This window comes from Nocardia sp. CA-290969, from assembly GCF_050936135.1.
Lineage (GTDB): Bacteria > Actinomycetota > Actinomycetes > Mycobacteriales > Mycobacteriaceae > Nocardia.
Map to the genome: position 1 here is coordinate 6714901 of NZ_JBNJNJ010000001.1, position 25026 is coordinate 6739926.

At 67.8% G+C, this 25026-nt stretch carries 19 protein-coding genes and 1 pseudogene; 10 read left to right on the forward strand and 10 right to left on the reverse strand.

What is annotated here, in order from left to right:
- Positions 1 to 494: 494 nt before the first annotated feature.
- From rpmH to rsmG, 6 genes are all read left to right on the forward strand, one after another.
- Complete coding sequence (rpmH, locus tag ACQEVO_RS30670) at positions 495 to 638, forward strand: 50S ribosomal protein L34 (protein ID WP_006550910.1); 144 nt, start codon at positions 495 to 497, stop codon at positions 636 to 638.
- Between the two features lie 105 nt (positions 639 to 743).
- Positions 744 to 1136 carry a ribonuclease P protein component gene (rnpA, locus tag ACQEVO_RS30675; protein ID WP_432919908.1) on the forward strand — a complete coding sequence of 131 codons (393 nt, stop codon included), beginning with the start codon at positions 744 to 746 and terminating at the stop codon, positions 1134 to 1136.
- Positions 1133 to 1477: a membrane protein insertion efficiency factor YidD gene (gene yidD / locus ACQEVO_RS30680; protein ID WP_432919909.1), complete on the forward strand. Its 345-nt coding sequence runs from the start codon at positions 1133 to 1135 to the stop codon at positions 1475 to 1477. Before rnpA ends, yidD begins: the two co-directional genes overlap by 4 nt.
- Positions 1478 to 1481: 4 nt before the next feature.
- Positions 1482 to 2576 (forward strand): membrane protein insertase YidC, encoded by a 1095-nt coding sequence (yidC, locus tag ACQEVO_RS30685; protein ID WP_432919910.1) that lies wholly within the window; start codon positions 1482 to 1484, stop codon positions 2574 to 2576.
- A gap of 79 nt (positions 2577 to 2655) precedes the next feature.
- Positions 2656 to 3201 carry a protein jag gene (locus tag ACQEVO_RS30690; protein WP_432919911.1) on the forward strand — a complete coding sequence of 182 codons (546 nt, stop codon included), beginning with the start codon at positions 2656 to 2658 and terminating at the stop codon, positions 3199 to 3201.
- A 174-nt stretch (positions 3202 to 3375) separates the two neighbouring features.
- Positions 3376 to 4125: a 16S rRNA (guanine(527)-N(7))-methyltransferase RsmG gene (gene rsmG, locus ACQEVO_RS30695; protein WP_432919912.1), complete on the forward strand. Its 750-nt coding sequence runs from the start codon at positions 3376 to 3378 to the stop codon at positions 4123 to 4125.
- A gap of 988 nt (positions 4126 to 5113) precedes the next feature.
- Here rsmG and ACQEVO_RS30700 read toward each other — a convergent pair.
- Positions 5114 to 5311: a hypothetical protein gene (locus tag ACQEVO_RS30700; RefSeq protein ID WP_432919913.1), complete on the reverse strand. Its 198-nt coding sequence runs from the start codon at positions 5309 to 5311 to the stop codon at positions 5114 to 5116.
- Between the two features lie 1025 nt (positions 5312 to 6336).
- Here ACQEVO_RS30700 and ACQEVO_RS30705 point away from each other — a divergent pair.
- The 3 genes from ACQEVO_RS30705 to ACQEVO_RS30715 all read left to right on the forward strand — a co-directional run bounded on the left by ACQEVO_RS30705 (position 6337) and on the right by ACQEVO_RS30715 (position 9299).
- On the forward strand, positions 6337 to 7293 hold the full coding sequence (locus ACQEVO_RS30705; protein WP_432923182.1) for a ParA family protein: 957 nt from the start codon (positions 6337 to 6339) through the stop codon (positions 7291 to 7293).
- Positions 7294 to 7340: 47 nt separating this feature from the next.
- Positions 7341 to 8357, forward strand: a complete 1017-nt coding sequence (locus ACQEVO_RS30710; protein WP_432923185.1) for a ParB/RepB/Spo0J family partition protein — start codon at positions 7341 to 7343, stop codon at positions 8355 to 8357.
- A gap of 216 nt (positions 8358 to 8573) precedes the next feature.
- The gene (locus ACQEVO_RS30715; RefSeq protein ID WP_432919914.1) at positions 8574 to 9299 is read left to right on the forward strand and encodes a GNAT family N-acetyltransferase; all 726 of its coding nucleotides are present in this window, start codon (positions 8574 to 8576) and stop codon (positions 9297 to 9299) included.
- A gap of 20 nt (positions 9300 to 9319) precedes the next feature.
- Here the strand turns inward: ACQEVO_RS30715 and ACQEVO_RS30720 are convergent, their stop codons facing one another.
- The 8 genes and pseudogenes from ACQEVO_RS30720 to ACQEVO_RS30755 form a co-directional block, all read right to left on the reverse strand.
- On the reverse strand, positions 9320 to 10513 hold the full coding sequence (locus tag ACQEVO_RS30720) for an N-acetylmuramoyl-L-alanine amidase (RefSeq protein WP_280398934.1): 1194 nt from the start codon (positions 10511 to 10513) through the stop codon (positions 9320 to 9322).
- 176 nt (positions 10514 to 10689) lie between these two features.
- Positions 10690 to 11025, reverse strand: a pseudogene (gene trxA / locus ACQEVO_RS30725) (thioredoxin); the annotation flags it as partial.
- Positions 11026 to 11064: 39 nt separating this feature from the next.
- On the reverse strand, positions 11065 to 12051 hold the full coding sequence (gene trxB, locus ACQEVO_RS30730) for a thioredoxin-disulfide reductase (protein ID WP_432919915.1): 987 nt from the start codon (positions 12049 to 12051) through the stop codon (positions 11065 to 11067).
- 142 nt (positions 12052 to 12193) lie between these two features.
- Positions 12194 to 13063, reverse strand: a complete 870-nt coding sequence (locus ACQEVO_RS30735; RefSeq protein ID WP_432919916.1) for a hypothetical protein — start codon at positions 13061 to 13063, stop codon at positions 12194 to 12196.
- Positions 13064 to 13192: 129 nt separating this feature from the next.
- Positions 13193 to 13813, reverse strand: a complete 621-nt coding sequence (sigM, locus tag ACQEVO_RS30740; protein ID WP_432919917.1) for an RNA polymerase sigma factor SigM — start codon at positions 13811 to 13813, stop codon at positions 13193 to 13195.
- A gap of 225 nt (positions 13814 to 14038) precedes the next feature.
- Positions 14039 to 17821, reverse strand: a complete 3783-nt coding sequence (locus ACQEVO_RS30745; protein ID WP_432919918.1) for a lipid II flippase MurJ — start codon at positions 17819 to 17821, stop codon at positions 14039 to 14041.
- 1360 nt (positions 17822 to 19181) lie between these two features.
- Positions 19182 to 21791: a DUF6049 family protein gene (locus ACQEVO_RS30750; RefSeq protein ID WP_432919919.1), complete on the reverse strand. Its 2610-nt coding sequence runs from the start codon at positions 21789 to 21791 to the stop codon at positions 19182 to 19184.
- Entirely contained in the window at positions 21788 to 22324 is a 537-nt protein-coding gene (locus ACQEVO_RS30755) for an NUDIX hydrolase (RefSeq protein WP_432919920.1), read from the reverse strand. The genes ACQEVO_RS30750 and ACQEVO_RS30755 overlap by 4 nt, the downstream gene beginning before the upstream one ends.
- A gap of 216 nt (positions 22325 to 22540) precedes the next feature.
- Here ACQEVO_RS30755 and ACQEVO_RS30760 point away from each other — a divergent pair, with 216 nt between their 5' ends.
- Positions 22541 to 24001 (forward strand): CCA tRNA nucleotidyltransferase, encoded by a 1461-nt coding sequence (locus ACQEVO_RS30760; RefSeq protein ID WP_432919921.1) that lies wholly within the window; start codon positions 22541 to 22543, stop codon positions 23999 to 24001.
- 9 nt (positions 24002 to 24010) lie between these two features.
- On the opposite strand, the gene ACQEVO_RS30765 is transcribed toward ACQEVO_RS30760, so the two are convergent.
- The gene (locus ACQEVO_RS30765) at positions 24011 to 24835 is read right to left on the reverse strand and encodes a hypothetical protein (protein ID WP_432919922.1); all 825 of its coding nucleotides are present in this window, start codon (positions 24833 to 24835) and stop codon (positions 24011 to 24013) included.
- Positions 24836 to 25026 lie beyond the last annotated feature (191 nt).

Below are 25026 nucleotides of genomic sequence, written 5' to 3' on the forward strand. Positions count from 1 at the left end.
CGTCCCAGTGACACCGCATACGTTGCTCACCGGGGGCGGCCGCATTCGACGGATACGGCGCCCGGGGCGCTGCCCGGAACCCCCTCTTCCGGCTGCGGCGTGGCACCGTCGGCCCTACGAATATGCCATTCACAGGGTATTTCCACACAATTATCCACAGATGTGGACAATCTCCGGGGACCGACGTTGGCCTCGCGTGCTGCACCGGACCGGTGCCGGGGCGCCCGACCTGCGACCCTGCGCCCGGTGCGGCCCCCGCGGTGACCATCGCCACCACCGGCCCGTGGCCGGACGCCGGCGACCCCTTCCGGATCGCGCCCGGAGGGGCGAGTTTGACCCGGTAGAACTGGATAAGTACCCTCGTACAGTCACCCTCGGCGTGGTGACCGTCCTGTGCTGACCACCTTCCAGGACAGCGCGCCGAACCGACATCTACAGAATCACCGAAAGCTTCGGGTACCGCAGGGTGCCCACCAATTCGAGGAGTGTTGACCGTGGCCAAGGGCAAGCGGACGTTCCAGCCGAACAACCGTCGTCGGGCGCGGGTCCACGGTTTCCGTCTCCGGATGCGGACCCGTGCGGGCCGCGCCATCGTTTCCGCGCGGCGCCGCAAGGGCCGCGCCAGCCTCACCGCCTGATTTCCGGCCGAACTCGGTGCCCGATGCCCGGTCCGCCGAACCCCGTGGCCTCCGCCGCCGGTAACACTGCCGGTCCGGCGGCTTCGACGACCGCCGGATGTCCGGGTGCTTCCTGAACCGCACCGGCTGCATCAGCGTGCCGAATTCTCCCGGACGGTGCGGCGCGGCCGGCGGGCGGGCAAGCGGGATCTGGTGGTCCACGCCCTGGTGGATCGGCCCGACCCGGCCGACCCCGATATCCGGGTCCGGTTCGGTGGCCCGCGTTTCGGGTTGATCGTCAGCAAGGCGGTGGGTCCCGCGGTCGTCCGGCACCGCGTGGCCCGCCGCCTGCGTCATATCTGTGCAGAACTGACCGCGGATATCTCCGCCGAGGTGGATATCGTGATTCGCGCTCTCCCCGGCGCCGCCGGCGCCGACAGCGACGAGCTACGCCGTCAGCTGCGTGGCGGGCTCCGCCGGCTCGACCTCACCGCCACCGACCCGGGCACTCCCCTATGAGCGCCCGCACCGCACTGGTGGCCGCCACCCGGTGGCCCGCAAAAATTCTGATCTTCTCGATCGAGCTGTACCGCACCTACGTCTCCCCCACGCGGATGCCGGTCTGCCGATTCACTCCCACCTGTAGCGAGTACGCGGTGACTGCCCTGCGTACCCGCGGACTGTTCGTCGGCCTCGGACTGACGGTCGTGCGATTGGCCAAATGCGCACCCTGGCACCCTGGAGGATGGGATCCCGTGCCGGAGCGGCAGCGCAGTGTCGGCCACGACGACCCGCGGCCCACAGCTTGTAAGGGATCACCGCACGCGGTGATCGGTGACTCTACCGACGGGAGTGCATAGAGCCGTGCTCGATTTCATCTACTACCCGGTGTCCTGGATCCTCTGGTTCTGGCATCGGGTATTCGGCTTCGCCTTCGGGGCCGACAACGGCGTGTCCTGGGCGCTGTCCGTGGTTTTCCTCGTCTTCACGCTGCGGCTGGTGCTCTACCGGCCCTTCGTGCGGCAGGTGCGTACCACCAAACAGATGCAGGAACTGCAGCCGCAGATCAAGGAACTGCAGAAGAAGTACAAGAACGACCGCCAGAAGATGGCGCTGGAGATGCAGAAGCTCCAGAAGGACCACGGCTTCAACCCGCTCATGGGCTGCCTGCCGATCCTGGCCCAGGTGCCGGTCTTCCTCGGTCTGTTCCATGTACTGCGGTCGTTCAACCGGACCGGGCACGGCTTCGGCCAGCTCGGGATGGACCCCTACACCAACGCGCATACGCCGAACTACGTCTTCAATGTCGACGATGTGCAGTCGTTCCTGAGCGCCCGTATCTTCGGCGCTCCGATCTCGGCGTTCATCACCGCACCCGCCGAGGAGCTGCAGGCCTTCGCGGACTACGGCGGCACCCCGAGCCGGTTGAGTATCGCCGCCGTCGCGATCCCGCTCATGGTGATCGCCGCGATCGCGACGCATTTCAACGCGCGGGCCTCGGTCGCCCGGCAGACCCCCGAGGCCGCGGCCAACCCGCAGGCCGCGATCATGAACAAGCTCGCGTTGTGGGTGTTCCCGTTCGGCGTTCTGGTCGGTGGCCCGTTCCTGCCCATCGCCATCCTGCTGTACTGGGTGTCCAACAACATCTGGACCTACGGCCAGCAGCATCTCGTCTTCGGCCGGATGGCCAAAGAAGAAGAAGCCAAGCTCCAGGCCAAAAAGGAGAAGCAGGCGCAGAACGCGCCCAAGCCCGGCGCGAAGCCTGTCGACGTCCGCAAGAAGCAGTCGGCCAAGCCGACCGGTGAATCCGACGACGAGACGACCGAGAGCGCGGCTGTCGCGAACGGCTCGAGTGCGGCAAAGGCGAACGGCCGGCCCAAGCAATCGGGACAGCGCAAGCCGGGTGGTCAGAAGCGATCCGGTAGCCGCGGCCGCGCCAATCAGAAGCGGCGTCGCTGACTCTCCCCCGTAGACCCCTTGTGATCGGGATACCGGCCGACGGGCGGCCGGTATCCCGGCGAGCAGATGAAGGAAACATATGACACTCGAGACCGAAGGTGGCGACGCCACCGTATCGTCAACCGTGGTCGAGGCCGACACCGCGGATTCGGTGAGCGATGCCGAGGAAGCGCTCATCGAAGAGGGTGAGATCGCGGGCGACTACCTCGAACAGCTCCTCGATGTGCTGGACTTCGACGGCGATATCGACCTGGATGTCGAAGGTGATCGCGCGGTGGTAAGTATCGACGGTGGCAACGATCTGTCGAAACTGGTCGGCCACAGCGGAGAGGTCCTCGACGCGCTCCAGGAACTCACCCGGCTGGCCGTGCAGCAGGCGACCGGTGTGCGCAGCCGGCTGATGCTGGATGTGGCGGGCTGGCGTGCGAAGCGGCGGGAAGACCTGAGCGCGCTCGGCGCGGCCGCCGCGGAGCGGGTGCTGCAGACCGGTGCACCTGAGCCGCTCGCGCCGATGACGCCGTTCGAACGCAAGATCGTGCACGATGCGGTCGCCGCGATCGACGGAGTCGCCAGCGAGAGCGAAGGTGTGGAGCCGAACCGGCGCGTTGTGGTCATACCGGACTGACTCCGGAGCGCCGGTGGCGACCGGATGAACATGGGATGGGCCCGAGTCGGAGGACTCGGGCCCATCCTGTTTCCGGGTTCGGCTGCTTGCGTGGTGGACGGTGGCAGGGGGCTACGGTTGAGGCGATAGTGGTGGATCCGTTGGTAGCTTCGTCGGTCACGATCGAACAGAAGGGTGTTTCACGTGAAACCAGAACTCGGCGATTCGTCGGTGGTGCCGCAGCTGCCGCCGCCGGCGGAGGCGGAGCTCGTGTTCGGGGATCGACTTGCTTCCGCATGTGATTATTGGACGGCGCTCGCCACCGCCGGTGTGGAGCGCGGACTCATCGGGCCGCGCGAAGTCCCCCGGCTCTGGGAGCGACATATCCTCAACTGCGCGGTCGTCGGCGAGTTGATCGGTGAGGGCGCTTCGGTGGTCGATATCGGAAGCGGCGCGGGACTGCCCGGTATCCCCCTCGCCCTGGCACGCCCGGATCTCCGAATCACGCTCGTCGAGCCGCTCCTGCGGCGGACGGTTTTCCTCAAGGAGTTCATCGACGCGGCGGAGTTGCCGATCACCGTGGTGCGCGGTCGCGCCGAGCAACCCGGAGTGATCCAGGAAGCAGGCGGCGCCGATGTAGTGACTTCCCGGGCCGTCGCTCCCCTGGCCAAGTTGGCGGAATGGTCCATCCCGCTCCTGCACGATCACGGGCATATGCTCGCGCTCAAAGGGTCGAGTGTGGCCGAGGAATTGGAGCGCGACCGCGCGGCGGTGGAACGGGTCGGCGCGGGCAACTTCACGGTGCTGGAATGCGGCGCCGGGATCATCGCCACTCCCACGGTCGTTCTCTCCGCCGAACGCCTGCGCCGCTCGGAGCGACCGGCGAAACGTCAGAAGAAGCGCATCCGCACGGACCGCCGGGCCGGCGAAACACCCCCTTCCTGACCGACCCGATCCGCGACGCCTACCGGCGACCGATGTTTCACGGGAAACATAAGACATCCGCTCGCTTGCGCCTGTCGCGGTGTTGGGCGAGACTCCCGGACTCCCGGACTCCCGGACTCCCCGAGAGACCAGTTGGTGTAGCGAAACAACTGAGTGGCTCTCCTGTGTCGTCGGTCATCGAACAGGGACCGATGTTTCCCGTGAAACATCGGGCGGCTTCGCGCACCGCGGTGGTCCGAAGTTCTTCTTGTGGAGTTCGATGGGACGCGGACGGATTTGTGCCTTGGTTGCGCGTCGGTAAGCGTGGAGTTATCCCCTTCTCTGCACGCGGTGGTCATAACTCGATCGGTGGTAACGCTCCCGCGGGAGCGGAGCGCGTGTGAGAGCCGCGGCCGGAAGCTGCTCTGGAGTAGGTCGCCACTCCCCCGATACTTTTGGTTGCTGCACCACGGGTGGAACGATTCCGGTGGTGCCGCTCCCGCCCGGAGTCCTCGGCAGATATCGGTGAGCTACATTCGGCCTGCGCTGGTCGGCGTCCGGTATAGCGACCGGGGCGGGGAGGGAGGCCGGCACTTCTCGATATCGGAGTGAATGGGTGGCGCCGGTGAGGAACAACCGGCCCTTCGCCAGGCGGCCTCTCGGATGGTCGGTAGAGATCGGTGGATCCGTCGGTCGCAGTAATCGGCGGTGTTCGAGTGTGCCGGTCGGTGCCTGCTGTTGGGACGGGCTCGAGTGTGTCTGCCGGGCGCCGGCCAGGGTCGACCCCCGGATAGCCGCATCAGCGATCGCCGCGGTCACTGGGCCGAACTGGCGGGTGGCAGTCAGGTCACCGCGCAGTTGATCACAGAGCGGGCATATGAGCTGCGGGCGCTGCTCGAACAGGGTGCGAGCGTGCCGTTGCGGTCGGCGATGACCCGGCTCGCGTGAGCAGCTGAGGGACGCACCGAGCCCCCGGACGACGAGCCGGCGCGCAGAAGCCGGGCCGCGGCTACGTCAGCCCTCGGCGAGCTCGCGCGAACGACCCGGGCGCGTAATTTGTCTGCGTGATCAGACCTTCCGGTTGCGGGAAAACGACCGTGGTGAAGCTCCTGGAGCCGAAGGTTCGCGGGGTCGCCGCGCCCAGTGCGCGACCGAGGCCGATCGCCTGCTCATCATGGTCGGCCTCGACCGCCTCGGCGGTCGGCACGCTGCGAACTATCCGGCGGCCAGCGTGATCCAATCAGCCCGACGCGCGGATGTTTCACGGGAAACATCGAGGGTGGGAAAGATGGTCGGTCGGCCGAATGGTGCCGGCACGACCCGCTTCTGTTCGGTCATGGTGCAACTGGTCGGCGGTACGGCCGGGGAGAACCTGCAACCGCGTCGATCTTGCCGCCAACACGATTGGGCGTGGCGACAGCTCTCGCGATCCGGCCATCGGGCCTGTGGCCGCCTGATGCCGACTCGGTGCGCTGCGTTGCGCGCATTCACGGGCGGCGGAGCTGTCGGAGCGGCGGCGTAGCGACAGGTGAAGCAAAGGGCGAGGGGTGAATCACCCTCGATCGCCCGGCTCGCGCGGCTGTGCTGCGGTGATCAACGTAGTCGGGTGCGGGGCTGTCAGGGTGGCTATGCGCGGAGCCGGGCCGAGTGGGTCTGGAAGCGGATGCCACATAGTCCGGCGGTGGATGGCTCCGCCCCTACCCTTTGCTGTCTCGGTGGGAACAGCTCGAGCGGTGAATTTTCGCTTTCGCTGCGGCGACCGGCGCTGAGGGCGTCGATGTTTCCCGTGAAACATCCGGGCTCCGGTCCGCTCGCGAACCTGTGAAAGTGTTTCCGGGCGATGAATTCGGACGAGTTCCGCGTGTCGCGGGCGCGTCGCAGCGATTCAGCTTTCTTCTCGGGCTCGCTGCTGGCAAGCTATTGAGCGTCGGGCGTGAGCTTCGGTGCCACGGAGAACTCTTGGTGTTGCAGCGTGAAGCTCCGTTCGACCGACCGGCGACCCAGTGTCCGCGTCGGAGGAGGTACTTCGCGTGACCACGCAGCGTTGCGAAGTCGCCCGTCCGTACGGATGCCGCAGTCCTGGTCGTGGATCGTTGTTCGGTCCAGCACGGCTTGTTTCGACGACACGGCCGGCGTCTGTCAGGCCACGTGATCTTGCAGTTCTCGCGTTAGGAGCGGTCTATGTCGAACGGTTCAGCGAATGTTTCACGGGAAACATCGCGCGTGCCGGGGATGCTCGATGGCAGCAATATCGGCCCGGAGGCATTCGGAAGCACACCGTATGGGCACATCTCCCCTGCCGAGACGCCGATCGCCGCCGAGGCGCACCGCGCAAGCCAGCTAATGCATCCAGGAAAGGTGACAGTGCCGAAACCTCATGAGCAACGCATCATCACCATAGCCAACCAGAAAGGCGGTGTCGGAAAGACTACGACAACGGTGAATCTGGCCGCCGCTCTGGCGCATCAGGGGATGAAGGTGCTCGTGATCGACCTCGATCCGCAGGGCAATGCCAGTACCGCGCTGGGGGTCGAACATCATTCGGGTGTCCCGTCGACCTACGAACTGCTGATCGGTGAGATCAAGGTCCAGGACGCTATCCAGCAGAGCCCACACAGCGACAATCTGCTCTGCATCCCGGCCACGATCGATCTCGCCGGTGCCGAGATCGAACTGGTGTCGATGGTGGCGCGGGAGGCGCGGCTCAAGGGGGCGATCCAGGAAGCCAATCTCGCGGGCTACGACATCGACTATGTGATGATCGACTGCCCGCCCTCGCTGGGGCTGCTCACCATCAACGCGATGGTCGCCGCCCGCGAGGTGCTCATCCCGATCCAGTGTGAGTACTACGCGCTCGAGGGGGTCGGCCAGCTGATCCGGAATATCGGGTTGGTGCAGTCGCACCTCAATCCCGAGCTGCATGTGTCGACCGTGGTGCTCACCATGTACGACGGCCGGACCAAGCTGGCCGATCAGGTGGCCGAAGAGGTGCGCAGTCATTTCGGGGACGTGGTCCTGCGGTCCGTGATCCCGCGCAGTGTGAAGGTCTCCGAAGCGCCCGGTTACGGTATGACGGTTCTCGATTACGACCCGGGCTCCCGTGGCGCCCTCAGTTATCTGGACGCCGGGCGAGAGATCGCCGCGCGCGGCGCGGCTCGGTATGCCGCGCTGACGGATGGTGCGCAGTGAACGGATCGGGCATGGCTGTGGATACGGGCAACGGAAAGGGCAGGCCGGTGAGTCAGTCGAAAAAGGGTGGACTGGGACGCGGTCTGGCGGCATTGATCCCCACCGGCCCGGCTCCCGTCGCGGGTGGTTTGGGAACTGAGGCCGCCAACGCGGTGATCGGCCTGGATCCCGGCCCGCGTCCCGCATCCACCTATCTGCACCAGGTCCCCGATCCCGGCGAGGTTCCAGAGCTTGCCGGGGCCGGTAATGCGGTGTACCGGGAAATCCCACCCGCCGCGATCGAGCCCAATCCGAAACAGCCGCGTCAGTATTTCGACGACGAGGCGCTGGCCGAGCTGGTCCATTCGATCCGCGAGTTCGGTTTGATGCAGCCGATCGTGGTGCGTGAACTGGAGCCGGGTGGCGATCGCTATCAGCTCATCATGGGTGAGCGGCGGTGGCGGGCCTGCCAGGAGGCGGGCCTGGAGGCCATCCCGGCCATCGTCCGCGAAACCAACGACGATGCGATGTTGCGCGACGCTCTGCTGGAGAATATCCATCGCGTGCAGCTGAACCCGCTCGAGGAGGCCGCCGCCTATCAGCAGCTGCTGGAGGAGTTCGGAGTCACCCAGGAGGAGCTGGCCGCCCGGATCGGCCGGTCGCGTCCTGTGGTGACAAATATGATCCGCCTGCTGAAACTTCCGATTCCGGTGCAGCGCCGGGTCGCGGCCGGGGTGCTGTCGGCCGGGCATGCGCGCGCCCTACTGGGGCTGGAGGGCGGCGCCGATGCGCAGGAGGTGCTGGCCGCCCGGATCGTCGCCGAAGGACTTTCGGTGCGGTCCACAGAGGAAGCGGTGAAGCTGGCGAACCGTGAGCAGGAACCGGCGAAACCACCCGCGCCGCGCCGGCCGCCGATCCACTCCCCCGGGTTACAGGACGTTGCCGATCGGCTGTCGTCGTCGTTCGATACGCAGGTTTCGGTGAGCCTCGGGAAGCGGAAGGGCAAGATTGTGGTCGAGTTCGGATCGGTCGATGATCTGGAACGTATCGTCGAGATGATGCTGCAAACTTCGCTGAACAACTGAAATTTCGGCTTGTAATCCGCGTAACTCACACCCCGGGCAGAAAACGTCACTGTGACAGCCGCTGATCCGGGGCCCCGTGACCCGAAGCATGCCTGAACGGAAGACCTGGTGACGCGAAATGAGGCGGGTTCGCTTGATCGCATATTCTTGCTGGCGAGAAAACATTGATGCGGCGTGAGCGTAGACGAATCGGATAGCTGGAGGCTGAGCAGAGCGGTGTCGACCAGCGTCACAGGATTAACCCTGGAAAGTATCAGCCGGCTCCCGGCGCATGCTCGCCGCTGCGTGTTCTGGGAGATCGATCCGGCGGTGGCCGCCGACTCCTGTGAGTTCAGTGATCCGGTTTTCGAGAAGGAAGCCTGGATCTCCACGGTGATGCTCGAATGGGGGTCGTGCGGGCAACTCGCCACCATCGATGAGAAGACAGTCGGGTGCGCGCTCTACGCCCCGCCCGGGGTGGTGCCGCGCGCCGGTCTGTTCCCGACGTCGCCGGTGAGCCCCGACGCCGTCCTGCTCACCACTCTCGGCACCGAGTACCCCGACCTCGACGGCGATATCGCCTACCGGCTGGTGCAGGGCGTCGTCACCGACCTGGTCCGGCGCGGGGTACGTGCCCTGGAAGCATTCGGGATCCGCGGCGCGTCGACGAGCACCGCCCTCTCCGACCGGCCGACCGGCACCATGCGCTTGATGGAGCGGATCGGCGTGCCCGGGCGCGGTGCCCGGCGATCGGTATTGGGTTGCAGCCCCGAGAACTGCATGATCGAGGCCGATTTCCTGGAGGACGTCGGGTTCGAGGTGATCGCACCGCATCACCGTTTCCCGCGGCTGCGTCTGGAACTCGACACCGATCACGGCTGGAAAGAGGACGTCGAACGCGCCCTCGACCAGCTGCTGGCCGCCGCGTCGATGACCGTACCGACCCGGATCCTCACTCTTTGAGGTAACGGCCGGGGGATTCGCTAGCCGCTGTCGGCGGCGGCGAGTTCCTCGGCCAGCAGCTCGGCGAAAGTGTATGTGCCGGTGGGCTGATCATCCTGACCCAGCAGATAGAGCCGTTTCACCGAGATCAGGATCGCTTCGGCGATCACATCGCGCATCCGTGGATCGGCCAGTACCGAGGCGTCGTACTGGTTGGTGACATAACCCAGATCTACCTGGACGGTCGGCATCTTGGTGAGGCGCAGCAGATCCCAGGTCCGCGGATGGGTCCGGCAGTCTTGTAGCGAGGTCCGGGCGACCACCTCACGCTGGATGAACCCGGCCAGCACCTGCCCGATCATCGACACCGAACCGTGCGAATTGCCGAAGTAGAATCCGGCCACACCGTTGGCCATCGGACTGGAATTCGACGCGCATCGCAGCGAGATCATCAGATCCGCGTCGAAGGCATTGGAGGTTTCGGCGCGTTCCACATCGGTGGGGTTGCTCCCCCACGGGCGGGACAGGAACGTCTCCATTCCGGTGGCGGCCATCCGGCCCTCCAGCCGGCTGGCCAGGTCCCACAGTATTTCCTGTTCGTACACATCGCCGAACTCGGTGGGCACCGCGCGCCCACGATCGGATCCGCCCAGACCCGGGTCGATGACGATCCGTTTTCCGGTGAGCTGCGGACCCGCCCGATGCACCACTTCTTCTTCGGCGATCCGGTGCGGGTTACCGCCGGTGACCCGGGCGCCGAGCAGTTCGAGCGACCGCAGGGTGTCCGGACCGCAGATACCGTCGGCGGCCAGCCCGATTTCACGCTGGAAGGAGGTCAGTCCCTCGTGCGTATGCGGGCCGAAGAAACCGTCGACCCGGTGCACATAGAAGCCGAGGTCCTGCAGCCGGCGCTGCAAGGTCGCCACATCGTCGCCGTACAACGGCGCCGACAGTTGGTAGATGAGGGTTCGGGCACCCAGACGATAGGACGCTTCCTTCAGCGCCCGGTAGGTGGCCGGACCGACCACACCGTCGACCAGCAGTCCGCGGTGCTGCTGGAAAGCACGCACCGCGGAGTCGAGCTGATAATCGAAAGTGGCTTCGGTGTCTTTCCAGTACTCGTCCGCGCCATTGGCCTGCGCGCCGTTGTGCGCGTGCAGGAACCCCAGACTCGCCAGGGTGCTCCGAACCTCTGCTACGGCTGGACCGGTGTCGCCGTGACGAAGTCGGTGCATGCGTGAGGGCCCTTCCTTCCGTCAATCCCGGGTACCCACTCATGCGATGGCGTACACCCTCGCACGACGGAGCGTGGTCGATTCTGTCAGACCCGGACCGGAATTCGACAATTGTGGTCAGGGCATAGTACGGCGCGTCGTTGCGTGACGGACGCCGGATGGCCTATTCGAGACGTTCAGATGACGTCTTCGATTTCCCGCAGGAGTGCGGCCTTACCCTTGGCTCCGACGATCTGTTTCACCGGCTTGCCGCCGGCAAACAGGATCATAGTCGGGATGCTCATCACCTGGTAATCGCGAGCGGTGTTGGGGTTGGCGTCGATATCGAGCTTGGCCACGGTGAGTTTCTCGGCATGCGAGCCCGCGATCTCCTCCAGTACCGGAGCGACCATCTTGCACGGCCCGCACCAGGTGGCCCAGAAATCGACCAGTACCGGCTTCTCGCTCTGCAGAACATCGTCGGCGAACGAGGTGTCGGTGACGGTGACCGTGTTGGTGGACTCGGACATGGCTGTTCTCCTTGATCTCCGGGCAGCGAATTGCCAGGGTGCTCAGTTGCCCGCGACGGCGACCGGCTGGTCGGCGTGCGGAAGCGTATTGCTGGTGATATCGCCCTTCTCGGCGAGCCAGCGTTCGGCGTCGATGGCGGCGCGGCAGCCGGTGCCGGCGGCGGTGATCGCCTGCATATACGTGTGGTCGACGAGATCACCGGCGGCGAAAACGCCCTCGACGGTGGTTTCGGTGCCCGGTTCACGCACCACGACATAACCTTCGGCGTCCAGATCCACCTGGCCGCGGACCAGTTCGCTGCGCGGATCGTGACCGATGGCCACGAAAAGCCCGGTGGCGGCCAGTTCGGCGGTCTCGCCGGTGCGGGTGTCGCGCAACGTCAACGAGGTGACGCTGGTCTCACCGTGGACCCGGGCCACCTCGGCGTTGGTGCGGAAGCGGATCTTGTCGTTGTTCTTGGCGCGTTCGAGCATGATGCGGGAAGCCCGGAACTCGTCGCGCCGGTGCACGATGGTGACACTGGAGGCGAACTTGGTGAGGAAGATCGCCTCTTCCATCGCCGAATCGCCGCCGCCGACCACCACGATGTCCTGGCCCTTGAAGAAGAACCCGTCGCAGGTGGCGCAGGCGCTGACGCCGCGGCCGAGCAGTTCCTGCTCACCGGGGACGTTCAGATACCGGGCCGCCGAACCCATGGCCAGAATCACGGCATGCGCCTCGTAGACGTCGTCACCGACGGTGACCTTCTTCACGGGACCGCTCAGATCGATGGCGTCCACATCCTCGGTGCGAATTTCGGCGCCGAAGCGTTTGGCCTGCTCGCGCATCTGCTCCATCAGGTCGGGGCCCATGATCCCGTCGCGGAAGCCGGGGAAGTTCTCGACCTCGGTGGTGGTCATCAGCGCACCGCCGAACTGGGTGCCCTCGAATACCAGCGGCTCGAGTTCGGCGCGGGCGGCGTACACGGCGGCCGTGTATCCGGCCGGTCCGGAGCCGACGATGATCAGGTCGCGAACTGGCGTGCTCATGGGGCCCTTCCGGAGAAGCTGATGGGGTCGTTTCGGTCAACAACAGCGTAGACGCGCTTTGTTCCCCGGTGGCTGTCTATCCGGAGAGCGTGCGGTGGGCGCTCGGACCGGGACCGGAGCCGCTGGTTCGGCGGCAAAGTGCTCAGCCGATATCGGTGATGGGTGAGAGCAGGTCGGGGTTGCCGGGGCCGCAGCCCGGTCCGACGACGAGTGCGGTGATCTGCGCACCGTCTCGCCCGCCGACGAGGATCAGCACCGCGTCGGCACGGTCGCGGAAGGTCGTCTCCGTGGACCCGAGCACGGGACGGTCGACACCGGCGGCCCGGACGCACGCCTCGAGAGCCGCGGGATCGGCCAACCGGCCGGGTACGTCGTGGCGTCCCAGCGCGCGTAGCGCGACCGCGGTATCGAGTTCGGTGGCCGGTTCGGTGGCCTCGGTGCCGGTGGGTGCGGCAGTCGGCCGGGTGTCGGGCTCGGTGCGGATACCGACGAACAGTGCGGCACCGGCGCAGATCACGATCACCGCGGCGGCGGCGAGCGTGGCGGCGATACGCCGGCGACGACGACGGTCTGCCAGCGAGATCGGCTGCGCACTGCCGGATCCTGCCGCCGGCTCGGATCGCGTGACGTCCACGGCGCCGGGCCGGTCGGCGCTCATCGGCGCCGTGCTCGATGCTGCCGGGGCAAGCTCGCCGATATCGGGCGACCCGACGGCCTCCACGGACTCCGCCGGGGTGGCACCGTCCACTGGGACGGCCGCGCTGCCGAGGGCTTCGGCCAGCGCTTCCAGCCGGGCCGCGATATCGCCGGGCATCGGGCGGACCACCCGGTCCGACCCTGCCATTCCGGCGAGCGATTCGCTTAGTGAATCCAGCGAATCGAGATAGCGGCGGGCCTCGGGATCCTGCCGGACGGCGGGCCACAGCCGGGCGCTGAGTTCGGGGTCGAGATTCCCGGCGTGCAGATCGGCGAGCAACTCCGCGGGGAAGGGAGGTTGCGGAACGGGGCTCATGACCTTCGCACCTCCAATGCTGCTGCGTCCATCTGACTCGGGCTTCGATTCCTGGGTTCGGTGGTTGTACTCCCCCGGGTACATACCGTTGGGGAGGAAAAATGTGTCACTGGATATGACGCTGCGCGGTTACATCCGGTTCCCCTCCGTATAGAAAGAATCCAGTTCGGTCTTCAGGCGTTGCCGGGCCCGTGCACATCTGCTCTTGACCGTGCCCACCGGGACACCGAGCAATTCGGCCGCGTCCGCGACGCTGTAGCCCTCGACGTCCACGGCCACCACCGCCGCCCGCTGGTCCGGTGGGAGCCGGAACAGGGCACGTTCGAGGACGATGGAAACATCTATCCGGCCGTAATGGTCTGCGTGATCGGATATTTCGGGCCATACGTCCGGTGGGAGCACCACGGTGCGCTGGGCTCGATTGCGCCGGATGCGGTCCAGGCAGGCATTGACCACGATCCGGTGCAGCCAGGTGCGTACCCCGGATTCGGCCCGGAACGACCCGGCATTGCGGTGGGCCGACAACAGGGCTTCCTGGAGCGAATCAGCGGCGTCCTCGGGGGTGTAGCACACCCGCGCCGCGGTCTGCCACAGATGATCGTTGTGCCGGCGGATCAGCTCGGCGAAAGCATGTGGTGCCCCGGCCGCGTGCGCCCGCAGCAGTTCGGTATCCGAAGTGGTGTCGAACCCGGTTCCTCGCGCCCCCGACTCGGGAGACGGTGCCGTCCCCCCGCGAACCCCCGCATTCAATTCGGACGACAATAGCCAACCCCTTGGACAACCGCCCACGACAGCCTCGACCGGGCCGGAATCCGGCCGATGGCGATTACTGCGTGCATTCAGCGAGCGGGACCGAACCCCTGATCCCACCGGCTCCCTCCTGGGAGCGCGGATCGTGATCATATCCCGGCAACCATTCGGCAGCAACCGGATTCGCACGCCACACCGATCCCGGGGAGACGCCGAAGATGCTGGTCACGGCGTTGCTTCGAACCCGAGTTCGGCGATCTCGCTCTGGAACTGCGCGCCCGAATTACCCAGGCCGGTGATCCAGACCAGAACGTAGCGCGCCGCCTGATCGGTTTTTACCGGCACCTCCGTGACCCCGTCGCCGAGCACCGCCGTACCGACCAGCTGGGTCTGGTCCAGGGTCGGCGATTCGGTGGACGAGGTGCGGATCTCGACCGAGGTCCCGGGGGTGGCCGAGGTGATCGTCACCTTGGTCAGGTTCGCGGGGGCGGGCAGCGTGGCCAGCAGGCCCACCCCTTTCTTCAGGGCGGGGAACTGCTGGAAGTACTGGTCGGTGCGCCATGCGGTGGCGGGATCGCCGTCCATTGCCGTGGCCGCTCCGCCGGGATCGTCCGGTGTGCCCTCCGGGGAGAGCACCGTGATCCCGGCGAGCGGCACAGGTACCCCGCCGGCGGCGTCGGAGGTAGGTGCCGGGGCGGCCGGACTCGGTGATTCCTCGGGCGCCCGGCTGGTGGTCAGGCCGATCACCCGCTGCTCGTTGAGCGGTTCACTGGAATCACCGGGCGCGAATACGCTCACCAGCCACCAGATGACGATCCCGACGACCAGGGCGGTGAGAATGCCCAGCGCCACCATGATCCACATCATCCGCTGCGACCGATCACGTTCGGCGGCCAGCAGTTCCGGATCGGCCAGGGATTCGTCGGCGGGCGCGGGGCCGCGCTGGCCCAACCGCAGGACCGGGATGAAATCGGTCTTCTGGTCGACCACCGACGCCTGTTCCAGTACGTGCTGGATGGTGGCGGCGGTACGGACGCCCTTGTTCGGTTCCAGCGAGCGTACGGCCACCGCGGAGATCTCGAAGGGCACCTCGGGCCGGATCTGACGCGGTTCGACGGGGGTTCCGTCGGCACCGAAATCGGCCAGGCGCAGCCCGCCGACCGTGGCGGCGGTACCACTGACCCCACCCGTACGCAGCGGCCACCGGGCGGTCATGAGCGCGTACAGCATGGCGCCCAGACCCCGGACATCGCTTTGCGGGTCGGCATCGCCGAGGGTGCCGGGGAAGGCGAGTACCGCGTCGCCGGAGGCGCTGATGCGGATCCGGTCCGGATGGTCGATGGAGAGCGCGCCGCCGCTGCGGTGCGCCATTTCGGTGGCCGAGGCGAGCACCCGGATGGCGCGGGCCGCGCCGATCGGCGACGGTACGGTTTCGGCCATTTCGCGCAGCGACCGCCCGGGTGTCCATTCGGCCACCACGATGCCGCCGGAACTGCCGCGCACCACGTCCAGCACGCGGGCCAGGCCCGGCGAATTGATCCGGCCGAGCCGCAGCGTACGGGAGAGAATGGCCTGCGGGCCGTCCTGTCCGGAATTACCGCTCGCCTTCTGATCGGCGTCGACGAAGGTCAGCGCGACTTCCCGGTCGAGCTTGATATCGAGGGCCTGCCAGAACTTCAGTCCGCGCGCGCCGCCGTGATCGGCGAGCAACCGATAGCGCCCACCGGCGACGGAAGCGCCGGGAATGAGTTTGGGCCCGCGCTGTACTCGGCTCGCCTGCGTCATCGGCGGTACGGCGATCATGCCGGTGTCGTAGACCGGGTCGGTGGCCGATACACCCGCGCCGGTCCGTTGCACATGCTCTTCGGACAGGTGAGCGCCGGGCCGATCGGATTCCGGGCCCGCGTCCTCGTCGTAGTCCGGCCCGCCGTCCGGCTCGGGCGGGTGGGCGGATTCGGCGGAATCGATATCCGCACGCTGGGTGCGCGCCTCGCCCGGCTCCGACTGCTCCGGGGGAACATCGGTGGACAGGCGACCGCTCGCCGGATTCGAGGAAGAATCGGCGGCTGGGTCCTTGCCCACCGCGTCGTCGCTCACCCTCGGACCTCCTTCGCCCTGGTATGCCGCAAACTCGGCGGATCTGCCACTTGTGCCGGTCTGCCGAACAGGGTACGGGAACTGGCCGCCCACGGTGCGATCAACCGAGTCCGGCCGAATCACCGGTAGCACCATTGTGCTCTGCGCGTCCATGGCCGAATCGAACCCGGAGTACGCGAGGTACGGGTCGGGGCGGCGCAGGATCCGGGTGGTGTGCTCCTCTTCGGCGGGTTCGCCGAGGTCCAGCGGCGGCGCGGGCGGCGTGATGCCGAGGCGTCGCGAGACCGCGACCGTGATGGCCACGACCTCCGGGATTCCGGCCAGCCGCATCAAACCGAACGCGACCGCGAACATCACGATCGCGGTGATACCGACCCGGATGAACGAACCCGGCCCGCCGAGCGAATCGGTGAGCCGGCCCAGGCCCATCACCCGGTCGGCGATGAGCATGACGGCGCCGCCGGCCAGCGAGGCCAGCAGCACCCGGCTGACGGTACGTCCCACATTGGCCATCCGCAGATCGCCCAGACTGCGGTGCAGCAGATAGCCGCCGATCACGGCGCCGGTGGTGAAGCCGAGACCGGTCGCGACGCCCAGCACGATCACGACCTGTTCACTGCTGTCGGCGATGAACGGTGCCAGCGCCGAGAACAGGATCTTGATCGCGGTGATACCGAGGATGATCCAGGTCGGCGTCCACGCCTGTTCGCGCGCGTAGAACACCCGCAGGTGGATCAGTACCAGGGAGTACGGGATCAGGGTGAACGCGGAGAAACTGACCGCGGTCCCGAGCCGGGAGGCGTCGTCGGCGAACCTCGCGTACCCGAACAGCGCGTCGCCGACCTGCGGGCCCGCCAGGGTCAGGAAGGTGACGATCGGGATCAGCGCGATCATGGTGAGCCGGGTGGCCGCCGACAGATCGTCGACCACCGCGGGGGTGTCGTCGTTCGCGGCGTTGCGGCTCAACCGGGGCATGATCGCGGTGAGCAGGGTGACTCCGATGACGCCGTACGGCAGCTGGAGCAGCAGCCAGGCGTTCTGGTAGATCGCCGGACCGGCCTCGTCCGCGTGCGAGGAGATGTTGTTGGCGAAAATACCGCCGATCTGGCTGATCAGGACGTAGAGGATGATCGCCGCCGCCATCGTGCCGAACTGTTTGAGGCGGTTGTCCAGACCCCACAGCGGGCGCAGATCGATGTGCTGACGGCGGATGGCCGGCAGCAGACTGGCGGCCTGCACGATCACGCCCAGGGTGACACCGCAGCCGAGGACCAGCAGTTTCGGATCGCTCATCCGCACCGGGTCCAGGGTGATCTCACCGGGTGTCAGCGCGTAGAGGCCGAGGACCACCAGTACGACGACATTGTTGAGCACCGGCGCCCATGCACCCGGTTTGAACGCGCCCCGGGTGTTGAGGATGGCGGTGAACAGTGCGGACAGCCCGTAGAACAGGACGGCGGGGACCAGGAGGAACGTCAACGCCGTGGTGAGCGCGGTATTGACCTTGCCGTCCGCGGAGACGAACACATGGGTCGCCAGGATCGGCGCCGCTGCGGTGGCCAGGATCGCGGCCGTGCCGAGGATGACCGACGCCGCGGTGACCAGCCGCCGGATGAAGGATGCGCCGTGGTCGGGATCCTCCTGTTCGGCGCGGACCAGCGTGGGCACCACGATGGCGGTGAGCACGGCGCCGAGCACCAGTTCGGCGATCATGTTCGGGATCAGGCTGGCCGAGGTGAACGCGCTGGCGATGGCCGGCCCGAGCACCGCCAGCAGCAGCAGCTGTTTACCGAAACCGGTGATCCGGCTGATCAGGGTCGCGATCGCGATCGAGCCGGAGTCTTTGAGAAGTTTGGCCTGACTGTTGTCGGGTTTGCCCGCGATCTCCGGTTGTTCGGCCACCGCTGCCATGGGCCCGGTACGGGGCCGGCTGTCCGCACCCACCCGTGCGGGTGCGGCACGCTGCGGGCCGCGATCCGGCGGTATCCGGCGCAGCGGCTGCGACGGCGGTGCCTGCCGGTTCGGCGGGGTCTGCGAACGCGATGGACGGCCCGGCAGGGGTGCTTGGGGACCCGGTCCGCGCTGCGGATGAGATGGGTTCTGCTGCGGACTCGGCGCACCGGCCGGTCGGCCGGGCGCCGGCGGCGGGTTCCGCCGCCCGTCCGGCGCGGGTGGTGTGGGCGGCCGGCGGGGGTCGCGGCCGGGTTGGACCGGGCGCATCCGCTGGGCCGGGAACGGTTCGGAGGGCGGTCCGCCGGGCTCGGGCCGGGACCGGTGTGGCGGTGCGGCCGGATCGGGTCGTGCGGACGAACCCGGGCGCGCTGCCCCGTCGGGGGGCGCCACCGCACCCGGGCGCGCGGGAGCCTGGTTATCGGGCCCGCGCGAGGGCGGCGGTGTGCCGGTTCCGGGCTGTGGACGACCGGTCGGCGTCACCGGTGGCCGGAACGCCGCGGGCCGGTTTGCCGGAGGAACCGCGGGTTGCGGCGCCGGGTTCTGATCGGGACGTACCGCCGGCCGGGCACCCGACGGTGGGTTCACCGGCGGTCCCGCGGGCCGGGCACCCGCGGGCGGATTCGCCGGGCGGCCGCCCGTGGGGTTCGGGGGCGGTACCGCGGGCCGGGCCCCGGAAGGCGGGTTCGCGGGTGCGCCGGGCCGCGGGCTGGGCGCGGGGGGCGCGGGCCGGGCCGCGCCGGGGGTCCGGTCGTCCGTTCCGGGAGTGCGGGCCCGGTTCGGCGCATACCTGTCCTCCCCCGGGTGCGGACCAGGGGAAGGTACGGGCCGCCGGCCGGGCGGCATGGGACGGTTCCCGGGGTCGGCCGGCCGGTCGCCGCGGCGCAGCTGTGGCGGCGGCTCCCGGAACGGTTCGCGGCCGCGTTCCGTCTCGCGCGGCGGCCCGCTCATTTCCGGCTCCGATCCGGGAGCCGGGTACACCCGCTCCCACGGAGCGCGGGGGGCCCGCCGGCCTCGGGGACCGTCGGGCTGTTTACCGGGCTGTTGCCGATGAGCGGAGGATTCATCGTCGCTCATCATGCCTCCTGTATCGCCCGGACCCCCGCTTGCCGGTTGTCACCTGTGTCGTGCCGAACAGTTCGCCCGGTCGCGCGCGACGAACTCCTGCTGTGCGCGCGACGCCGTATCCGGCCGCGCACCGGCACCGGGACAGACCCGGGGCGCCGGTGCGCACACCCTTCCATCTTCCATGGGACGTGCGTGCCGGTCATCTCCCCCGGTCAACCGGTAGCTGTCCGAACTGCGACACCGGGGTCTGTCGTCACACTCGTTCCCGGCGGCGGGCCGCGCGCAACGCCTCGTCGCTCACCTGGAGATCGGCCTGGCCGGCATTCCGGCGCCGGGCCCGGCCCAACCGGATCACCCGCCGCCGCACACCCGGATCCACACCTTTGTCGGCCGGATCGTGTTCGCCGTGGAACCGCCGCCACAACCGGCGCCCGGCGAGCAGGAACAGCAGGGCGGCCGCACAGGCCGTGATGATCGCCAGGATCTGCCCGTAGGCGTTGGAACGCACCGAAATCGAGGTCGCGTGACCGAGCGGGACTCCCTCGGGCGTACTCAGCGAGATCGGGACGACCAAGTTGCGGCTGTCGCTCACCTCGGTCGGAATCTGGAACGAGCGGGTGCCTCGCGGGGGCAGCAGTTGTTCACCGATATCGGTGATCTTGGTTTCCGGCGGAGCGTCGATCCGGAACCGGATCCGCATCGAAATGGGCAGATCATTGCGCGCCACCAGCAGCAGCGGGCTCGATTCGGACGCCAGCGTGTACACACCGCCCGGCGGGAGCACCGTCACCGACCGGTAGATCTCGTCCACCGCGGCGGTCGCCTTCTCGATCCGGCGCTGGGCGAACACCTCGGCCTGCGCGGTGGGCCCGCCCCGGCGATCCGAGAGCGACAGGGCGCGCACCAGATCGTCCCGCAGCGGGTTCAGGTAGCCGCGCGGGGTCGGCTGGCTCTCCGGGACCTCCACCATCGCCGCCAGCAGCTGCGTGATCCGATGCGACTGGTCGCGCGCGGGTACTGCGAAATGACCGGGTACGGCCTCCACCGCGGCCTCCGGAAGTGGTGCCAGCTGATAAGGCGCCGGATCCGGGGGTCGGCTCGCCAGTTCGTCGAACGGCCGCGGATCCACCAGTTTGTTCTCGGCCAGCAGCTCCAGCTGGCGCAATACGGCGACGGCCTCGTCGCGGTTGGCGCCCCACTGCTGCGGCGGCATGATCAGCTGCGACCGCGGGCGCGCCGGATCGGCCTGCAGCGCCCGCCAGGACAAGGCGCCGAGGGCGTCCTGCAGACGGGCACTGCGCGAATCGTTGGTCACCGGGTAGCGAGCCGGTTCGGGTACGTACGCCGGGGTCGGCGGGTTGGATCCGATACCGGCCAGCGCGGCGGCCGGCCAGATATCGAACGTCGCGACCCGCAGCGCCGGATCGCCGGTCGAGGCGCCGCCGCTGCCCGCCTGATTCGGTGGTGCCGGAGGCTGAGTGTTGGGGAGCTCGGGGCCCACCTGCCCCTCGGCCGGTGCCGGCGTGGTGGCCGCCTCCTGTTCCGTACCGCCGGGCGGTACGGGCGCGGGCTGCGGCGGTGCACCCGCGATGCCGGGCAACCGCACCAGATCGGGCACGGTGGCATACGGATCGCCCACCCCGCCCTCCGGCGCGACCGCATTACCGGCGAGCACCGCGGTATCGAAACCATGGGATTTCAGCAGTTGCGCCGCGGCCGGATCGAGGCTGCTCGAATCGGGCAGGCTCACCCCGCGAACCGACCGGGTGTTCAGGATGGAATCGACGATCGACGCGGGATCCTGGAGCGCCCGGGCAGTCAGCGCGGGATCGTTCGCCGCTGCCAGCGCAGCGATATCGACCTGCGCGAACGGCAACGCCACCGTGCACATCGACGCGGCCAGCCCGCGCAATCTGTCCAGCCATTGCTGCGCGGATTCGGTGCCGGAACCCGGCCGGGTCGCGCCGTCGGGATCCGACGGACTGGCCAGCACCCGGTAATCCTTCGTCATCGCCTGCACGGTGAGCAGCAGATCCGGGTCGACGGCCAGGCAGATCGCCGAGGCCGGCCCACCGGCGGCGCGTTCGTCACCGAAAACCGCTTCCAGCGCGCCCACCAGTTCGTCCAGCCGCCCGCCGCGGCTCACCGAGGCAGCCAGTTCGTCATCGGTGAGCTCGACCGTCCGGTCCAGCTCACCGGTCTGCCCGGCGACCATCCGCGGCCGGTCGGCCAGCGGCCACAGCAGCGTGGTCGAAACCGCCGGATTCGCCGGTGCGGGCAGCGGCGGGGCGCTACCGTCCGTGGCCGCCGGCAGGCCGAGTACCGGGAGCAGGAACCGGGCGTCGTCCAACCGGGCCTGGCCGCCGTAGTCGGGGGTCCCGTTGACATTCAGCAGCAGCGGATAGACACCCGGTTCGGTGATGTTCAGCGACTCCCCCGTGCCGTCACGCAGCGGTACCGACAGGGTGAACTGCTGACGCTGACCCGGCTCCAGCCGCACCGCGATGTCCTGGAACGGCGTCGGATAGTCGTAGTTGACCTGATCCAGCTTCAAGGTGGTGCGCAGCTCACTGGGATCGGCGATCGCCCGCGCCCGCTGCACCCGGACGGTGACCGCCTCCACCCCGCGATCACCGATATTGGTGACCGTCCCGGTCACCGTCAGTACCGGCTCACTCGTGGGGGTCACGGTGTTCGGGCTCACCGAATCCAGCGACAACTTCAGGAACTGGGGGGTCGCGGAATCCTCCGCCGACCCGGTCGGCTGGGCGTGCGCGGTGATCACGGGCAGCGCCGAGGGCGCCGTCACCGCACCGAGGATGGCCAGGATCAGGAAAACGATCCGGCTCGGTCCACGCGTCATCGCTTACCGGTCTCCATCCGGTCGATCAGGCGGTTCGCCACCTCGGCCAGCCTGCGCTCGTCGGCGTAGGCGAGCCTGGAGTTCAATTCGCTCAACGGCACCCAGTCGACCTGGGTGACCTCCACATCCGCGTCGGAGAGTTCACCACCGACCGAACGCAGCAGAAAATGATGCACTGTCTTGTGTACCCGCCGACCCTCGGTGACGAACCAGTAATCGATACTGCCCAATTCGGCGACCACCACGCCCTGAATACCGGTTTCCTCGGCGACCTCACGAATAGCGGTCTGCTCGGAGGTTTCGCCCTCTTCGATATGCCCTTTGGGCAGCGACCATAGCAGCCGGCCGCGACGGTCGGTGCGCCCGATCAACGCGGCACAACGCCGCTCCGGCGGACCGTCCAAACCATCGACGACCAACCCCCCGGCCGAGGTCTCGCGCACGGTACGCATACGCGGTTTCGCCGCACCACCGGCCGAACCACGGCGCCGGGGCTGGCGGCGTCGACTGTTCGCGCGATCGGCCGGAGACACTACGCAATACTAGAGCAGTGTTTATTTGCGCCGCCTCCGGCGGCGCGGGGTTTTGGCCCCCTCGGTCCCTGCGTTCAGCCCTCGAGACTCGCGGCTGCGCCGCCTCGCTTCGAGGACTGAACGCAGGGACGGGCCAAAACCCCGTGCCGCCGGAGGCGGCACCAAAAACACAGGCCCAAAACTCGCGCGCCGAAGGCGCGCCAATAAAGTTCAGCTGTGGTTTCGACGGAGTCCGAGGATGCTGTGCTGGATCGCCGTACTCGTTTGCTGGCGGCGGCGGCGATCACGCTCGGCCGGCTGTCCGATGTGCTGACGCCCCTCGGGGAGCTGTTCGCGGCACGTGGGTTCCACCTATACCTGGTGGGGGGCAGCGTGCGGGATGCGATTCTGGGGCGGCTCGGGACGGATCTGGATTTCACCACCGACGCCCGGCCCGAGCAGGTGCAGCAGCTTCTCAACGGGTGGGCGGATCAGCTGTGGGATACCGGTGGCCTGGCGTTCGGGACGGTGAGTGCGGCCAAGAGCGGCCAGCAGTTGGAGATCACCACCTTCCGCAGCGACACCTATGACCGGGTTTCGCGGAATCCGCAGGTCAGTTTCGGCGACAGTCTGGAGGGCGATCTCGTTCGCCGCGATTTCACGGTCAATGCCATGGCGGTGAAGATCGCGGCCGATGGCGCGCTGGAATTCGTGGATCCGCTGAACGGGATGGAGGCGCTGCTGGCGGGGGTGCTGGACACGCCGGCCGCCCCCGAGGATTCGTTCGGCGACGATCCGCTGCGCATGCTGCGCGCGGCGCGGTTCGTTTCCCAGCTCGGTTTCCAGGCGCATCCGCGGGTGCGGACCGCGATCGAGAAAATGGCGCCGGAGATCGACCGGATCACCGCGGAGCGGGTCCGCACCGAGCTGGACAAGCTGATCGGCGGCAACTATCCGATCGACGGCATCAACATGATGTGCGAAACCGGGCTGGCGCAGCGGGTGCTGCCCGAGGTGCCGGCGATGAAACTGGAGATCGACGAACATCACCAGCACAAGGATGTGTACTGGCATTCGCTGACCGTGCTGGAGCAGGCGATCGACCAGGAAGAAGGCGATCCGGACCTGGTGCTGCGCTGGGCGGCGCTGCTGCACGATATCGGCAAACCGGATACCAAACGCAACGAACCCGGCGGCGGGGTCAGCTTCCACCACCACGAGGTCGTGGGCGCGAAGATGGTGCGCAAACGGATGCGCGCGCTGAAATATCCGAAACAGTTCACCGAGGATGTGGCGCGGCTGGTGTTCCTGCATCTGCGGTTCCACGGCTACGGGAAGGGCCAGTGGACCGATTCGGCGGTGCGCCGCTATGTCACCGACGCCGGTGAACTGCTGCCGCGGTTGCACAAATTGGTGCGCGCGGATTGCACGACCCGCAACAAACGCCGGGCCGCCGCGCTACGTGCCACCTACGACGATCTCGAGGCCCGGATCGCCCGGCTACAGGAGCAGGAGGATCTGGCGCGGGTCCGGCCGGATCTGGACGGTAACGCGATCATGGAGCTGCTGGGCCTGCCGCCCGGCCCGGAGGTGGGCCGCGCCTGGCGTTTCCTGAAAGAACTGCGCCTGGACCGCGGGCCGCTGACGCGCGCGGAAGCCGAGGAGGCGCTGACCGAGTGGTGGCAGACGCAGCAGTGAACTGCCTGATCAGAACACGATCAGGGTGGTCCCGGCGACAATGGCCGAACGGATCTGGGCGAGGTCGAACGACCCGCTGACCGGGGCGACCTCGATCCGGAACCGGACCATTTCGCCCTCGCGAACGGCCTCCCGGACTCGGGCACCGCGCGGTAGTTCCGGGATCGCGATGGGGCTTGTCGTGCGCCAGCGCCGCGGGACCGGCATACCGAACCAGGTGGCCCGGCGCACATCCAGTGTGAGCACATCGTCGGTGATGCCCGCGTCCAGTTCGGCGCTGATGCGGCGGCGCCGATGCACCGCCCGGACCAGCCCGTGCTCGGTAATCGACAGTTCCCAGTCGCGTTGCCGGTCCGCCAGCCGGCCGAGGATCGCCTGCACGGTGACGGTGCCGTCGATATCGATCCGCTGCGCCCGGACCCGGGTCGGCACGCCCGGTACCAGCCGGACCTCGTGGGCGATCACGGTGACCTCGGCGACGGCCAAGCCGTCCCAGTCCAGGTCCCGCAGTACCGCCTTGGTCTGGAAATGCGCGCCGCGGCGGCGGACTTTCAGCTGCTCCAAGGTGCCGGTGAGCTGATGGCCGAGCAGGGTGGCGCTGATCCGGTGGCCGCCGAACCGGCTCAGGATCCCTTCGCTGAGCACGGTGAGCAGGGTGTCGGGCAGCAGCGCGGTGACGGTCCCGGCGCCGAGATCGGCCACCGGTTCCATCCACGCGGAGGTATAGCTGATCCACTGTTCCAGCCAGGATTGCTCGAACAGTCGTTTTCCGAGGTCGACCGCCCACAGCGGGGAGAACGGGGAAGCCGATCGAGGGTCGGGTTGCGCCGCCATGATCAGTTCCGAGGGTACTGGCCGGCGGCCGCCGGGAACCACAGGTAGTCGCCGGGGTCACGTTGCGGGTCGCGGTGTCCGGGTGAGTGATCCGCGTCCTTCCGGAGCCGCCCGGAGAAGTCACCGGTGCGTGTCGATGATCAATGCGCGCCACGGCTGTCCGATTCCGGTAGGTTCACTGCGACAACGGG

Bases quoted from the DNA above. Each gene is read 5' to 3' on its own strand.
- yidD (WP_432919909.1), top strand. From the start codon at position 1,133: ATGAGCGCCCGCACCGCACTGGTGGCCGCCACCCGGTGGCCCGCAAAA.
- ACQEVO_RS30690 (WP_432919911.1), top strand. From the start codon at position 2,656: ATGACACTCGAGACCGAAGGTGGCGACGCCACCGTATCGTCAACCGTG.
- ACQEVO_RS30705 (WP_432923182.1), top strand. From the start codon at position 6,337: ATGCTCGATGGCAGCAATATCGGCCCGGAGGCATTCGGAAGCACACCG.
- ACQEVO_RS30720 (WP_280398934.1), bottom strand. From the start codon at position 10,513: ATGCACCGACTTCGTCACGGCGACACCGGTCCAGCCGTAGCAGAGGTT.
- trxB (WP_432919915.1), bottom strand. From the start codon at position 12,051: ATGAGCACGCCAGTTCGCGACCTGATCATCGTCGGCTCCGGACCGGCC.
- ACQEVO_RS30735 (WP_432919916.1), bottom strand. From the start codon at position 13,063: ATGAGCCCCGTTCCGCAACCTCCCTTCCCCGCGGAGTTGCTCGCCGAT.
- ACQEVO_RS30745 (WP_432919918.1), bottom strand. From the start codon at position 17,821: ATGGCAGCGGTGGCCGAACAACCGGAGATCGCGGGCAAACCCGACAAC.
- ACQEVO_RS30750 (WP_432919919.1), bottom strand. From the start codon at position 21,791: ATGACGCGTGGACCGAGCCGGATCGTTTTCCTGATCCTGGCCATCCTC.
- ACQEVO_RS30765 (WP_432919922.1), bottom strand. From the start codon at position 24,835: ATGGCGGCGCAACCCGACCCTCGATCGGCTTCCCCGTTCTCCCCGCTG.